The 14,173-nt window shown below is 55.4% G+C and carries 15 protein-coding genes; 14 read left to right on the forward strand and 1 reads right to left on the reverse strand.

The features are described from left to right. Positions 1-25 precede the first annotated feature (25 nt). The 14 genes from B9Y90_RS00585 (at position 26) to hisP (ending at position 13,035) form a co-directional block, all read left to right on the forward strand. Positions 26-1,039, forward strand: coding sequence for an aspartate-semialdehyde dehydrogenase (locus B9Y90_RS00585; protein WP_085539893.1), 1,014 nt, complete (start codon positions 26-28; stop codon positions 1,037-1,039). Further along, positions 1,039-1,854 carry a tRNA pseudouridine(38-40) synthase TruA gene (gene truA / locus B9Y90_RS00590; RefSeq protein WP_085539894.1) on the forward strand — a complete coding sequence of 272 codons (816 nt, stop codon included), beginning with the start codon at positions 1,039-1,041 and terminating at the stop codon, positions 1,852-1,854. Before B9Y90_RS00585 ends, truA begins: the two co-directional genes overlap by 1 nt. A 25-nt stretch (positions 1,855-1,879) precedes the next feature. Beyond that, positions 1,880-2,539 (forward strand): DedA family protein, encoded by a 660-nt coding sequence (locus B9Y90_RS00595; RefSeq protein WP_085539895.1) that lies wholly within the window; start codon positions 1,880-1,882, stop codon positions 2,537-2,539. 138 nt (positions 2,540-2,677) lie between these two features. Beyond that, entirely contained in the window at positions 2,678-3,598 is a 921-nt protein-coding gene (gene accD, locus B9Y90_RS00600) for an acetyl-CoA carboxylase, carboxyltransferase subunit beta (protein WP_008459714.1), read from the forward strand. 64 nt (positions 3,599-3,662) lie between these two features. Then, positions 3,663-4,931, forward strand: coding sequence for a bifunctional tetrahydrofolate synthase/dihydrofolate synthase (folC, locus tag B9Y90_RS00605; protein WP_085539988.1), 1,269 nt, complete (start codon positions 3,663-3,665; stop codon positions 4,929-4,931). Next, complete coding sequence (gene dedD / locus B9Y90_RS00610) at positions 4,921-5,637, forward strand: cell division protein DedD (RefSeq protein ID WP_039295579.1); 717 nt, start codon at positions 4,921-4,923, stop codon at positions 5,635-5,637. The genes folC and dedD overlap by 11 nt, the downstream gene beginning before the upstream one ends. 355 nt (positions 5,638-5,992) lie before the next feature. Further along, complete coding sequence (cvpA, locus tag B9Y90_RS00615; RefSeq protein ID WP_039295575.1) at positions 5,993-6,478, forward strand: colicin V production protein; 486 nt, start codon at positions 5,993-5,995, stop codon at positions 6,476-6,478. Between the two features lie 38 nt (positions 6,479-6,516). Further along, a complete protein-coding gene (gene purF, locus B9Y90_RS00620; RefSeq protein WP_008459723.1) occupies positions 6,517-8,034 on the forward strand; it encodes an amidophosphoribosyltransferase in 1,518 nt (505 codons plus the stop codon). 126 nt (positions 8,035-8,160) lie between these two features. After that, positions 8,161-8,733 (forward strand): UbiX family flavin prenyltransferase, encoded by a 573-nt coding sequence (locus B9Y90_RS00625; protein ID WP_039295572.1) that lies wholly within the window; start codon positions 8,161-8,163, stop codon positions 8,731-8,733. Positions 8,734-9,020: 287 nt separating this feature from the next. Next, complete coding sequence (gene argT / locus B9Y90_RS00630) at positions 9,021-9,803, forward strand: lysine/arginine/ornithine ABC transporter substrate-binding protein ArgT (RefSeq protein WP_045783322.1); 783 nt, start codon at positions 9,021-9,023, stop codon at positions 9,801-9,803. A 191-nt stretch (positions 9,804-9,994) separates the two neighbouring features. Further along, the gene (gene hisJ / locus B9Y90_RS00635; protein WP_085539896.1) at positions 9,995-10,777 is read left to right on the forward strand and encodes a histidine ABC transporter substrate-binding protein HisJ; all 783 of its coding nucleotides are present in this window, start codon (positions 9,995-9,997) and stop codon (positions 10,775-10,777) included. 77 nt (positions 10,778-10,854) lie between these two features. After that, a complete protein-coding gene (locus B9Y90_RS00640; protein ID WP_008459735.1) occupies positions 10,855-11,541 on the forward strand; it encodes a histidine ABC transporter permease HisQ in 687 nt (228 codons plus the stop codon). Next, positions 11,538-12,251 (forward strand): ABC transporter permease, encoded by a 714-nt coding sequence (locus B9Y90_RS00645; RefSeq protein WP_039295564.1) that lies wholly within the window; start codon positions 11,538-11,540, stop codon positions 12,249-12,251. The genes B9Y90_RS00640 and B9Y90_RS00645 overlap by 4 nt, the downstream gene beginning before the upstream one ends. Before the next feature lie 10 nt (positions 12,252-12,261). Then, the gene (gene hisP, locus B9Y90_RS00650) at positions 12,262-13,035 is read left to right on the forward strand and encodes a histidine ABC transporter ATP-binding protein HisP (RefSeq protein WP_085539897.1); all 774 of its coding nucleotides are present in this window, start codon (positions 12,262-12,264) and stop codon (positions 13,033-13,035) included. 108 nt (positions 13,036-13,143) lie between these two features. Here the strand turns inward: hisP and B9Y90_RS00655 are convergent, their stop codons facing one another. Further along, positions 13,144-14,094: a sugar-binding transcriptional regulator gene (locus B9Y90_RS00655; RefSeq protein WP_085539898.1), complete on the reverse strand. Its 951-nt coding sequence runs from the start codon at positions 14,092-14,094 to the stop codon at positions 13,144-13,146. Between the last annotated feature and the right edge of the window lie 79 nt (positions 14,095-14,173).

Consider the following 14,173-nt stretch of genomic DNA (forward strand, 5'->3'; position numbering starts at 1 on the left):
GTTCTATTTTCTGGAGTAAACCAACATGTCCGAAGGCTGGAATATTGCCGTTTTAGGCGCCACCGGTGCCGTAGGCTCAGCTTTGCTTGAACTGCTTGCTGAACGTCAGTTCCCGGTTGGTGAATTGTATGCCCTGGCGCGCGGCGAGAGCGCCGGTGAAAACCTGCGTTATGAAGGCAAAACCATCCTGGTCCAGGACGCGGCAGAGTTTGACTGGACGCAGGCTCAACTGGCGTTCTTCGTCGCGGGCGTTGAAGCCTCCGCTCGCTATGTGGAAGAAGCGACCAACGCGGGCTGTCTGGTGATTGACTCCAGCGGTCTTTTCTCGCTCGAGCCGGACGTGCCGCTGGTTGTGCCGGATGTGAACCCGTTCGTGCTGGGCGATTACCGTAACCGTAATCTGGTGGCCGTGGCGGACAGCCTGACCAGCCAGCTACTGAGCGCGTTAAAACCGCTGATTGAGCAGGGTGGCCTGTCGCGTATTCAGGTAACCAGCCTGCTGTCTGCTTCTGCGCGCGGTAAAGTGGCCGTCGATGCGCTGGCCGGGCAAAGCGCCCGTCTGCTGAACGGCATTCCTATTGATGAAGAAGATCTGTTTGGCCGCCAGCTGGCGTTCAACATGTTGCCGCTGGTGCCGGACGCCGAAGGCAGCGTGCGGGAAGAGCGTCGCCTGGTGAATGAAGTGCGTAAAGTGCTGCAGGACGACGGCTTGATGATCTCCGCCAGCCTTGTGCAGTCACCGGTGTTCTACGGCCATGCGCAAATCGTCAACTTTGAAGCGCTGCGCCCGCTGGCGGCAGAAGAAGCCCGCGATGCGTTTGCTCAGGCAGAAGATATTGAGCTGTCTGAAGAGGGCGAATTCCCGACTCAGGTGGCGGATGCATCCGGCAGTGGCCATCTTTCTATTGGTTGCGTGCACAACGATTATGGCATGCCGGAGCAAATCCAGTTCTGGTCGGTCGCCGACAACGTTCGCTTTGGCGGCGCGCTGATGGCGATCAAAACCGCTGAGAAACTGGTGCAGGAGTATATGTACTGATGTCCGAAGTGCTAAGCGAAATTCCGCATCATAAAATCGCGCTCGGCATTGAGTACGACGGCAGTAAATATTACGGCTGGCAGCGCCAGAACGAAGTGCGCAGCGTGCAGGAAAAGCTGGAAAAAGCGCTGTCTCAGGTAGCCAATGAGCCGATTAACGTGTTCTGCGCAGGGCGCACAGATGCGGGCGTTCATGCCACGGGCCAGGTAGTGCATTTTGAAACCAGCGCCGTGCGTAAAGATGCGGCCTGGACGATGGGTGTAAATACGAATTTGCCTGGCGACATCGCCGTGCGCTGGGTAAAAGATGTGCCGTCTGAGTTCCATGCCCGGTTTAGCGCCACAGCCCGCCGCTATCGCTACGTGATTTATAATCATCGCCTGCGTCCGGCCGTTTTGCAGCAGGGCGTAACCCATTTTCACCTGCCTCTGGATGCGGATAAAATGCACCGCGCCGCGCAGAGCCTGCTGGGGGAAAATGACTTTACCTCGTTCCGTGCGGTGCAGTGCCAGTCCCGCACCCCATGGCGCAATATGATGCACATTACGGTGAACCGCTATGGTTCTTACATCGTGGTGGACATTAAGGCCAACGCTTTTGTGCACCATATGGTGCGTAATATCGTCGGCAGCCTGATGGAAGTCGGCTGTGGCAACCAGGCAGAAACCTGGATGGCCGATTTGCTGGCAATGAAAGACCGCACTAAGGCCGCTGCCACCGCGAAGGCGGAAGGGCTGTACCTGGTGTCGGTGGATTACCCCGACCACTTTGCGCTGCCGTGTCTGCCGATGGGGCCGCTTTTTTTAGCCGATTGATTGCTGCTTAAGAAAGGAAACTTTGATGGATTTCATCCGTTTTATCATCGACTTCATTTTGCATATCGACGTGCATCTGGCCGAGCTGGTGGCACAATACGGCGTCTGGGTTTACGCTATTCTGTTCCTGATTTTGTTCTGCGAAACCGGGCTGGTGGTGACGCCGTTCTTACCGGGTGATTCACTGCTGTTTGTGGCGGGTGCGCTGGCGTCGCTGGAAACCAACGACCTTAACGTGCATTACATGGTCATTTTGATGGTGATTGCCGCCATCATCGGCGATGCGGTGAACTACACTATCGGGCGGCTGTTTGGCGAGAAGTTGTTCAGTAATCCGAATTCCAAAATCTTCCGCCGCAGTTATCTCGATAAAACTCACGCATTTTACGAGCGTTACGGCGGAAAAACGATTATCCTCGCGCGCTTCGTGCCGATTGTGCGAACCTTCGCACCGTTTGTCGCCGGGATGGGGCATATGTCCTATCGCCATTTTGCGATCTATAACGTCGTCGGCGCACTGCTGTGGGTCTTGCTGTTCACCTACGCGGGCTACCTGTTCGGTAACCTGCCGGTGGTACAGGAAAACCTGAAGCTGCTGATTGTGGCAATTATCGTGGTGTCGATACTGCCTGGCGTGGTGGAGGTTATCCGCCACAAACGCGCGGCGTCGCGGCAGTCAAAATAATACGTGGCAGCGGTTCGACCACTTTTTTATCCAAAGTCGCGGGCCGTTGTGTTTTAATGAGCACCATTTATGGTCTGGGGCAGGGAAAACTGCCGCAGAAAAGCTGGTATCGACCAGGTTCAAGCAGAAAGGTCATCAATGAGCTGGATTGAACGAATTCTCAATAAGAGCAATATTACTCCCACCCGCAAGGCGAGCATCCCTGAAGGGGTGTGGACCAAGTGCGACAGCTGCGGCCAGGTCCTGTACCGCGCCGAGCTGGAACGCAATCTTGGCGTCTGCCCTAAGTGCGATCACCACATGCGTATGTCGGCCCGCGATCGCCTGCATAGCCTGTTAGATGAAGGCACAATGGTGGAATTGGGGAGCGAGCTTGAGCCAAAAGATTTGCTGAAGTTCCGTGACTCCAAGAAGTACAAAGATCGTCTGGTTAGCGCACAGAAAGAGACCGGCGAGAAAGACGCGCTGGTTGTCATGAAAGGCACCCTGCACGGTATGCCAGTTGTGGCTGCGGCCTTCGAGTTCGCCTTTATGGGCGGTTCAATGGGCTCCGTAGTTGGCGCGCGTTTTGTTCGTGCCGTTGAGCAGGCGCTGGAAGACAACTGCCCGATGGTCTGCTTCTCCGCTTCCGGCGGGGCGCGTATGCAGGAAGCGCTGATGTCGCTGATGCAGATGGCGAAAACCAGCGCTGCGCTGGCAAAAATGCAGGAACGCGGTCTGCCATACATCTCCGTGCTGACTGACCCAACCATGGGCGGCGTTTCCGCAAGCTTCGCGATGCTGGGTGACCTGAACATCGCCGAGCCGAAAGCGCTGATTGGCTTTGCTGGTCCACGCGTTATTGAGCAGACCGTTCGTGAGAAACTGCCGCCGGGCTTCCAGCGCAGTGAGTTCCTGATCGAAAAAGGTGCTATCGACATGATCGTTCGTCGTCCGGAAATGCGCCTGAAACTGGCGAGCATTCTGGCGAAGTTTATGAATCTGCCGGCGCCAAATCCGGAAGCCCCGCGTGAACCGATTGTGGTTCCGCCAGCACCGGAACAGGGTCAAGAGGCCTGATTCGCAACTAAGGGCAGGCCAGCAGGTTCTGCCCTTTTCTTTATGTGCATGTTAAGTGGGCATCATGGACAAAGACCTTATTCCTCAAGCCACGTCGCCCCTGGCCACGTGGCTTTGCTATCTTGAAAACCTTCATTCCACCACTATCGATATGGGCCTTGAGCGCATCAGCAACGTTGCGCGCAAGCTCGATGTCCTGAAACCTGCGCCTACTGTTTTCACCGTGGCGGGTACGAACGGGAAAGGCACAACCTGCCGTACGCTTGAAACCGTGCTGATGGCCGATGGCTATCGCGTAGGGGTTTATAGTTCCCCGCATCTGGTGCGTTACACCGAGCGCGTTCGCATTCAGGGCGAAGAGTTGCCTGAAGGCCTGCATACCGCTTCGTTTGCCGAAATAGAGGCCGCTCGCGAAGATATTTCCTTAACTTATTTTGAATACGGAACGCTCTCGGCCTTGCTATTGTTTAAACAGCAGGCGGTAGACGTGGTAATTCTTGAGGTCGGCCTTGGCGGGCGTCTGGATGCCACCAATATTGTGGATTCCGATGTGGCCGTGGTGACCAGCATCGCGCTCGATCACACCGACTGGCTTGGCCCGGATCGTGAGAGCATTGGCCGCGAAAAAGCCGGCGTTTTCCGTCGAGATAATCCGGCGATTGTGGGTGAGCCGGATATGCCGCAGACAATTGCCGATGTGGCGCGGGAGAAGGGCGCACAGCTAATGCGTCGCGGCGTTGACTGGGATTATGAGGTGAGTGCCACTGGCTGGACATTCCGGGACGGACATGGCGAGCTGAAAAACCTGCCGCTGCCGTTGGTTCCTCAGCCCAATGCCGCCACGGCGCTGGCTGCTTTACGTGCCAGCAAACTGAACGTGAGTGAAAACGCGATACGCTATGGCATTGAGCATGCCACGCTGCCGGGGCGCTTCCAGATTGTGTCTCAGGCACCACGCGTGATTCTTGATGTTGCCCATAATCCTCATGCGGCGGCTTATCTTGCGGGTCGCCTGGCAGTGTTACCAAAACAGGGACGCGTGCTGGCGGTGATTGGCATGCTACACGATAAAGACATAGCCGGAACGCTTGCCTGTTTGTCGCCTCAGGTCGATAGCTGGTATTGTGCTCCGCTGGAAGGGCCGCGAGGCGCAAGCGCAGAGCAGCTTATGGCTCATCTTGGTCACGGCAGAACATTTGCAACCGTGGCGGATGCATGGCATGCAGCCATGGCGGAAGCGACGGCCGAAGATACCGTGCTGGTGTGTGGTTCGTTCCACACGGTGGCCCATGTAATGGAAGTACTGGACGCGGGGAGAGCAGGTGGCGAGTAAGTTTCAAAACCGATTAGTCGGAACCATTATTCTGGTCGCACTGGGCGTTATTGTGCTGCCGGGTCTGTTGGACGGGCAGAAAAAACATTATCAGGACGAGTTCGCCGCCATTCCTTTGGTGCCAAAACCAGGGGACAGTGACGAGCCAGATATGCTGCCAGCGGCTACTCAGGCTCTGCCAGCGCAGCCGCCGGAAGGCGCGGCGGAAGAGGTAAGGGCGGGCGCTTCGGTACCGCCAGGGCTGAACAGCGGGGCTATCCCGAATGAAGGCTCGGCGGGCGTTGACGAAGTGCCTGTCGCGCGCGAACAGCCTAAGCCGCAGCCCGTGCAGGAAAAACCAAAGCCTAAGCCGGTGGAAAAACCGCAGCCTAAACCTGCCGCCAATGATAACACCGGGCAGCAGCTTGCCATGGCCTCAGAACAACCGACGAAGACGGAAAAACCAGCCGACAAAGCACCGACCGGGCAAGCCTATGTGGTGCAGCTTGGCGCATTGAAAAATGCGGACAAAGTGAATGAAATTGTTGGTAAACTGCGCGGGGCCGGGTTCAAGGTTTACACCTCGCCGACCACGCCTGTGCAGGGGAAAATTACCCGTATTCTGGTCGGGCCGGATGCCTCGAAGGATAAGCTGAAGTCTTCGCTGGGCGAGCTGAATTCGCTTTCTGGCCTGAACGGCGTGGTGATGAATTACTCGCCGCGCTAGTGGCCTGACCCTCACCCCGGCCCTCTCCCTGGAAGGGAGAGGGGGAAAGAGATTGCACTGAGCTATTCCCTCACCCCTTTTGGGAGAGGGTTCGGGTGAAGGGAAAAATATCGCACCATGCTGTTCCCTCGCCCCTCTGGGGAGAGGGTTAGGGTGAGGGGAAAAACGACGGCACATCGTCGCTTCTCTCCACTGGAGTGAAGGCAAAACAGGCACTTTTTTAATGGCGTTGATGCTTTTTTCAACGCCATTATTTATTTACGCGGGGGAAGGAAATCCCTACGCAAACGTTTTCTTTTTCTGTTAGAATTCGCCCCGAACTGGACGTCAGGGCAATTTATCACGAGATTTTTTCATGGTCTGGATAGATTACGCCATCATTGCGGTTATCGGTTTTTCTTGTCTGGTAAGCGTAATACGTGGGTTTGTGAAGGAAGCGTTATCGCTTGTGACCTGGGGATGTGCTTTCTTTGTCGCCAGTCATTACTACACTTATCTGTCAGTCTGGTTCACTGGCTTTGAAGACGAACTGGTACGTAATGGGATAGCTATCGCGGTGCTGTTTATCGCGACGCTGATTGTCGGTGCGATAGTCAATTATGTGATTAGCGCACTGGTGCAAAAAACCGGCCTGTCGGGTACAGACAGGGTGTTGGGGATCTGCTTTGGCGCCTTGCGTGGCGTACTGATCGTCTCCGCCATTCTGTTCTTCCTGGATACCTTTACCGGTTTTTCAAAAAGCGATGACTGGCAAAAGTCGCAGCTTATCCCGCAATTCAGTTTCATCATCAGATGGTTCTTTGACTATCTGCAAAGCTCGTCAAGTTTCTTGCCCCGCTAATCGTAGCGGGGGGTGTGGCTTAATGAGGAAAAGACAACATGTGCGGTATTGTCGGTATCGCCGGTTTCATGCCGGTAAACCAGTCGATTTATGATGCGTTAACGGTGCTTCAGCACCGTGGCCAGGATGCCGCAGGCATCGTCACCATCGACGCGTTAAATTGCTTCCGTCTGCGTAAAGCGAATGGCCTGGTGAGCGATGTGTTTGAAGCCCGTCACATGCAGCGTCTGCAGGGGAATATGGGTATTGGCCACGTGCGTTACCCCACCGCCGGCAGTTCCAGCGCTTCTGAAGCTCAGCCTTTCTACGTCAACTCGCCTTACGGGATTACGCTGGCGCATAACGGTAATCTGACCAATGCCCACGAGCTGCGCAAAAAGCTGTTTGAAGAAAAGCGCCGCCACATTAACACCACCTCTGATTCTGAAATCCTGCTCAATATCTTTGCCAGTGAGCTGGATAACTTCCGTCATTATCCGCTGGAAGCCGACAACATTTTTGCCGCTATCGCAGCCACTAACCGCCAGATTCGCGGCGCTTACGCCTGCGTAGCGATGATTATCGGCCACGGCATGGTCGCCTTCCGCGACCCGAACGGTATCCGCCCGCTGGTGATCGGCAAACGCGATCTGGGCGATGGCCGCACCGAATACATGGTAGCCTCCGAGAGCGTGGCGCTGGACACCCTGGGCTTTGAATTCCTGCGTGATATCGCGCCGGGCGAAGCGGTCTACATTACCGAGAAAGGCCAGCTGTTCACCCGCCAGTGCGCCGACAACCCGGTCAGCAATCCTTGCCTGTTCGAGTACGTGTACTTTGCTCGCCCGGACTCCTTTATCGACAAGATCTCCGTCTACAGCGCGCGCGTTGAGATGGGTAAAAAACTTGGCGAGAAAATTGCCCGCGAATGGGAAGACCTGGATATCGACGTGGTCATTCCGATTCCAGAAACCTCCTGCGACATCGCGCTGGAAATCGCCCGCATTCTTGAGAAACCGTACCGCCAGGGGTTTGTGAAAAACCGCTACGTGGGCCGCACGTTTATCATGCCGGGCCAGCAGCTGCGCCGTAAATCCGTGCGCCGTAAGCTGAACGCCAACCGCGCTGAATTCCGCGACAAGAACGTGCTGCTGGTGGATGACTCCATCGTGCGTGGCACCACCTCGGAGCAGATTATCGAGATGGCGCGTGAAGCTGGGGCCAAAAAAGTTTACCTGGCATCTGCGGCGCCGGAAATTCGCTTCCCTAACGTGTACGGCATCGACATGCCAAGCGCCAATGAGCTGATTGCTCACGGTCGCGAAGTGGATGAAATTCGCCAGATCATCGGCGCCGACGGCCTGATTTTCCAGGATCTGGACGATCTGATCGAAGCGGTACGCGTGGAAAACCCGGATATCACCCAGTTCGAATGCTCCGTCTTTAACGGCATCTACGTGACAAAAGACGTTGACCACAAATACCTGCAGTATCTCGAATCCCTGCGTAACGACGACTCCAAAGCGCTGGCGCGTCAGAACGAAGTGGAAAACTTAGAGATGCACAACGAAGGCTAATCAGCCTTAGCCTCTCTCCTGCAAAGGGGAGAGGCACGTTCTTCCTTCACCTCCCCGCCCGGCCAGCCTTGCATCCCGTCTCATCTTGCGGCAAAGTCAGCCCAGATATTCTTAGGGGCAAATTCAATGAAACGACTGATCGTCGGTATTTCCGGAGCCAGTGGCGCCATTTATGGGGTGCGTTTACTGCAAATCCTGCAGCAGTTGCCCGAGGTAGAAAGCCACCTGGTGATGAGCAATGCGGCGCGTCAGACGCTGGCGCTGGAAACCGATTACTCGTTGCGCGATGTTCAGGCGCTGGCAGATGTCGTGCATGACTCTCGTGATATTGCCGCCAGCATCTCCTCTGGCTCGTTTAAGACCATGGGGATGGCGGTTCTGCCGTGCTCGATTAAAACGCTGTCCGGCATCGTACACAGCTATACGGACGGGCTGCTGACCCGTGCGGCGGACGTGGTGCTTAAAGAGCGCCGCCCGCTGGTGCTTTGCATTCGTGAAACGCCGCTGCACCTCGGGCACCTGCGCCTGATGACCCAGGCGTCTGAACTGGGCGCGGTGATCATGCCGCCGGTGCCGGCGTTTTATCATCGCCCACAAACGCTGCAGGATATTGTCGACCAGACGGTCAACCGGGTGCTGGATCAGTTTGACCTCGAGCTGCCTGAAGACCTGTTCATCCGCTGGGGCGAACATAAGTGATGCACTGCTGCGGTGCATCACAAAATGATTGCCTCATTATGGGGCAATTCTGCAACGCCGATCGCTTTTAGAAGATTTAATCCTCGAAAACCGCCTTCCCCTCTAGTCCCGCTTCCCAGACCTGCTATCTTTCAAACTAGCGCGAAGTTGCAACGTTTTATTAACATAAATCAGCGGCTTTTTTCCACGCAGGGAAAAGTGGCATGAGAACTGCAACTCTCCGTATGCAAAGGCATTACCACACAACAAGACATCACAAATAAGAAAGCCAAACTTGAGGGTATCGTATGAAGAAGTCGGTTCTTGCACTGTCTTTACTGCTCGGCCTGTCCAGCGCAGCCAGCGTGTTTGCAGCGATTCCGCAAAACGTCCGCATTGGTACCGACGCGACCTACGCGCCATTCTCCTCGAAAGACGCGAAAGGGGATTTTGTTGGGTTTGATATCGATCTGGGTAACGAACTTTGCAAGCGCATTCAGACCAAATGTACGTGGGTTGGCAGCGACTTTGACTCCCTGATCCCGTCGCTGAAAGCGAAGAAAATTGACGCCATCATCTCGTCTCTGTCGATCACCGAAAAACGCCAGCAGGAGATCCTTTTCTCCGACAAACTGTACGCGGCGGATTCCCGCCTGATCGCGGCCAAAGGCTCCCCGATTCAGCCGACGCTCGAATCGCTGAAAGGCAAGCACGTTGGGGTGCTGCAGGGCTCTATTCAGGAGACCTACGGCAATGCGGAATGGCGCCCGAAAGGCGTTGATGTGGTGGCCTACGCCAACCAGGATTTGATCTACTCTGACCTCGCAGCAGGGCGCCTGGATGCGGCTTTCCAGGATGAAGTTGCCGGGAGCGAAGGCTTCCTGAAACAGCCTGCAGGGAAAGATTATGCCTTTGCTGGCCCATCAGTGAAGGACAAAAAATACTTTGGTGACGGAACCGGGATCGGCCTGCGTAAAGATGACACCGAGCTGAAAGCCGCATTCGACAAAGCGCTGGCCGAAATGCGTAAAGACGGCACTTACGACAAACTGGCGAAAAAGTACTTCGACTTTAATGTTTACGGCGAATAAGTTTATCCCTTAGTCTGTAGCCCGGTTTTGAATATATTCTTAACCGGGCAGGATAACTATGCAGTGGTGCGGCCCCGTTCCGGCTGCACCTTTATGGTGCGAAAACGCTTTGTTCGCAACGGGTTGCGTAAGTTTTCCCTGTTTGTAGTGGGTGTGAGCCTTAAGTAACGGACAGTCTATTGAGGATAATTATGAAAAAGCTGGTTTTGTCTCTTTCTCTGGTGCTGGCGTTTTCCAGCGTGACCACAGCATTCGCCGCCATTCCGAAAACTCTGCGGATTGGCACGGACCCAACCTATGCGCCATTCGAATCCAAAAATGCTCAGGGCCAGCTGATCGGTTTTGACATCGATTTGGCGAAAGAACTCTGCAAACGCATTAACACCCAATGTACCTTCGTTGAAAACCCATTGGATGCGCTAATCCCGTCGCTAAAAGCGAAGAAGATCGACGCCATCATGTCTTCGTTGTCCATCACCGAGAAGCGCCAGCAGGAAATCGCGTTTACCGACAAGCTGTACGCGGCTGACTCTCGCCTGGTTGTAGCCAAAGGTTCCCCGATTCAGCCGACCATTGAGTCGCTGAAAGGCAAACGCGTCGGCGTGCTGCAGGGGACGACTCAGGAAACCTACGGCAACGAGCACTGGGCGCCAAAAGGCATCGAAATTGTCTCCTATCAGGGGCAGGACTCCATTTACGCCGACCTGGCTGCCGGACGTATTGATGCCGCGTTCCAGGATGAAGTCGCCGCCAGCGAAGGTTTCCTGAAACAGCCGGTGGGCAAAAACTATCAGTTCGGTGGCCCGTCCATCAAAGACGACAAGCTGTTTGGCGTGGGGACCGGCATGGGCCTGCGTAAAGAAGATAACGAACTGCGTGAGGCGCTGAATAAGGCGTTCGCGGAGATGCGTAAAGACGGCACCTACGACAAGTTAGCGAAGCCGTACTTTGATTTTAATGTGTATGGTGAATAAGCCTTACCGGTGATAAAGGCCCCGCGTCAGACGGGGCCCAATAAGTAGCAGCAAACACTGACGACAGGATACGCACCATGTTGTATGGCTTTTCCGAAGTAATTTTCAAAGGGGCTCTGGTTACGCTTGAGCTGGCGCTCGCCTCGGTTGTCCTTTCCGTGCTGATTGGGCTTGCCGGAGCCGGCGCAAAACTGTCCAAAAATCGCCCGCTCGCTTTGCTGTTTGAAGGCTACACCACGCTGATTCGCGGCGTGCCTGACCTGGTGCTGATGCTGTTAATTTTCTACGGGCTGCAGATGCTGCTCAACAGCATTACCGACGCGTTGGGGATGGCGCAGTTTGATATCGACCCAATGATCGCCGGGATCATTACGCTCGGTTTTATCTACGGGGCTTATTTCACCGAAACCTTCCGTGGCGCCTATCTTGCCGTGCCGAAGGGCCATATTGAGGCGGCCACCGCCTTTGGCTTCACCGGTTCACAAACTTTCCGCCGTATTCTGTTCCCGGCCATGATGCGCTATGCGCTGCCGGGCATAGGCAACAACTGGCAGGTTATCCTGAAAGCCACCGCGCTGGTTTCTCTGCTTGGCCTGGAAGACGTGGTAAAAGCCACGCAGCTCGCCGGGAAAAGCACCTGGCAGCCATTCTACTTCGCGATTGTCGCCGGGATTATCTACCTGGTTTTTACCACGGTTTCAAACGGAGTGTTGCTCTGGCTTGAACGCCGCTATTCCGTTGGCGTGAAGAGGGCCGAGCTATGATCGATATTATTCACGACTACTGGCAGTCGCTGCTGTGGACGGACGGTTATCGCTTTACGGGCGTCGCCATTACGCTCTGGCTGCTGATTACGTCCGTAGTGATGGGCGGGATTCTGGCGCTGTTCCTCGCCATCGGGCGGGTCTCCAGCAACAAATTTATTTCGTTCCCCATCTGGCTCTTTACCTACATATTCCGCGGCACGCCGCTTTACGTGCAGTTGCTGGTGTTTTATTCCGGGATGTACACGCTGGAGATTGTGAAAGGGACTGAGTTGCTGAACGCATTCTTCCGCAGCGGCCTGAACTGTACCGTGCTGGCGCTGACGCTGAACACCTGCGCCTACACCACGGAGATTTTCGCCGGTGCCATTCGCTCGGTTCCGCACGGTGATATTGAGGCGGCGCGCGCTTACGGCTTCTCAAAAGTGAAAATGTACCGCTGTATTATTCTGCCGTCCGCGCTGCGTATCGCGCTGCCGGCCTACAGCAACGAAGTGATCCTGATGCTGCACTCTACGGCGCTGGCGTTTACCGCCACGGTGCCGGACCTGCTCAAGATTGCCCGTGATATCAACTCCGCAACCTACCAGCCGTTTACCGCGTTTGGCATCGCGGCCGTGCTGTATTTGATTATCTCTTATGTGCTGATAAGCCTGTTCCGCAAAGCGGAAAAACGCTGGCTGCAGCACGTTAAACCCGCTTCGCACTGAGTGACTTCTGATGGCTGAAATTAAATTAAACGTAACGGATCTGCACAAACGCTACGGCGAACATGAAGTGCTCAAAGGGGTGTCTCTGAAGGCTAACGCCGGGGACGTGATCAGTATTATCGGTTCGTCTGGCTCGGGCAAAAGTACCTTTTTGCGCTGCATTAACTTCCTTGAAAAACCCAGCGAAGGCACGATTGTGGTCAGCAACCAGAACATCAATCTGGTGCGGGACAAAGACGGCCAGCTCAAAGTGGCCGACAAAAATCAGCTGCGCCTGCTGCGCATTCGTCTGACGATGGTATTCCAGCACTTCAATCTGTGGAGCCATATGACGGTGCTGGAAAACGTGATGGAAGCGCCTATTCAGGTGCTCGGGCTGAGCAAGCAGGAATCAAAAGAGCGGGCGATTAAGTACCTGGCTAAAGTCGGCATCGACGAGCGTCAGTACGTGAAATACCCGGTGCATCTGTCCGGCGGCCAGCAGCAGCGTGTTTCCATTGCCCGTGCGCTGGCGATGGAGCCGGAAGTGCTGCTGTTTGATGAACCCACCTCGGCGCTCGACCCGGAGTTGGTGGGCGAAGTCCTGCGCATTATGCAGAAGCTGGCGGAAGAGGGGAAAACCATGGTCGTGGTCACCCACGAGATGGATTTTGCCCGGCATGTTTCCAGCCACGTTATCTTCCTGCATCAGGGGCGCATTGAGGAAGAAGGGCCTCCAGCCGAGCTGTTTGGCAGCCCGAAGAGCGCTCGCCTGCAGCAGTTCCTTTCTGGTTCGCTGAAGTAATCCCTCACCCTAACCCTCTCCCAAAGGGAGAGGGAATAAACATGATTCCACGTCAGCTGTTTCCCCCTCTCCCTCCGGGAGAGGGCCGGGGTGAGGGTAAATAACGCCTCATTCCTCACCCAACAATCTCACCGCTGTACTCTCATCCGTTACCAGGCCTGACATCCAGCGGCCGGTCAATGCCGCTTTGATGGCGGCAAACTTTCGCATTCCACCGGAAAAAGCGATGATCTTACGCGGGTTATCACTCTGTAGCGGCACGCTGGTGAGCAGAGCATCAAGCTCGCTGTAGACGCGCTGGCCGCTATGGTCGAAGAAATGTCCCAACATTTCACCCGCAACCCCCTGAGCGTGCAGCATGCTGACCTGTTCGTCGGTAATGAATCCTTCGGCATTCAGCGGGCAGCCGATGTCCACCTCACCAACACCGAGGAACGCGACATTGGCCGCCAGCGCCCGGTCGGTCACGCGCTGGTATACTTTGTGGCGACACCACATGTCGCGGTCTTCTTCGCTATCGGCATACAGCGGGGCCGGGATAAAAAAGTATTTTCCCTGCATTTTTTCCGCCATTTTTAGCGGCATGTCATAGCGCGTACCAGAGTCATCACGCGCAATCGCCCCAATCATGGATACGCAGTGGTGCTGCGGACGTTCGACCCACGGCAGGACGTCGATGATTGAGCGCAGCGTTTTGCCGGAGCCAATGCCGAAAACCTGAGGCTGCTCGTCGGCGATAAACTGCGACATGACTTCGGCACCTTCCACCGCCAGCATCTGCTGAATGGCTTCGTCATCCAGCCCTTCCGAGGGCACTACGCGGCAGATTTCCAGGCCGAAACGTTCCCGAACCTGCTGCGCCAGCTTCAGGCAGCGGGCAACCGGATGGGCAATTTTGACCGTCACCATACCCTGCTCGCGTGCGGAAGAAACCAGCCGCTGGGCGACCTGACGGGAAATCCCCAGTTCACGGGCGATATCCTGTTGTGTCATGCCCGCTACGTAATACATCCAGGCAACGCGCGCGGCTTGTTCTTGTTTTTTCTCTTCTCTGCTCATGGCGACACCTTATGACTCTTTGAAGTGCATTCTACTCCGTGCGTGATTTGTTGGTAATTGGGCAAAAGTCATTTTTATG

It is taken from the genome of Cedecea sp. NFIX57 (assembly GCF_900177785.1).
In the GTDB taxonomy this organism is placed as follows: domain Bacteria; phylum Pseudomonadota; class Gammaproteobacteria; order Enterobacterales; family Enterobacteriaceae; genus Cedecea; species Cedecea neteri_C.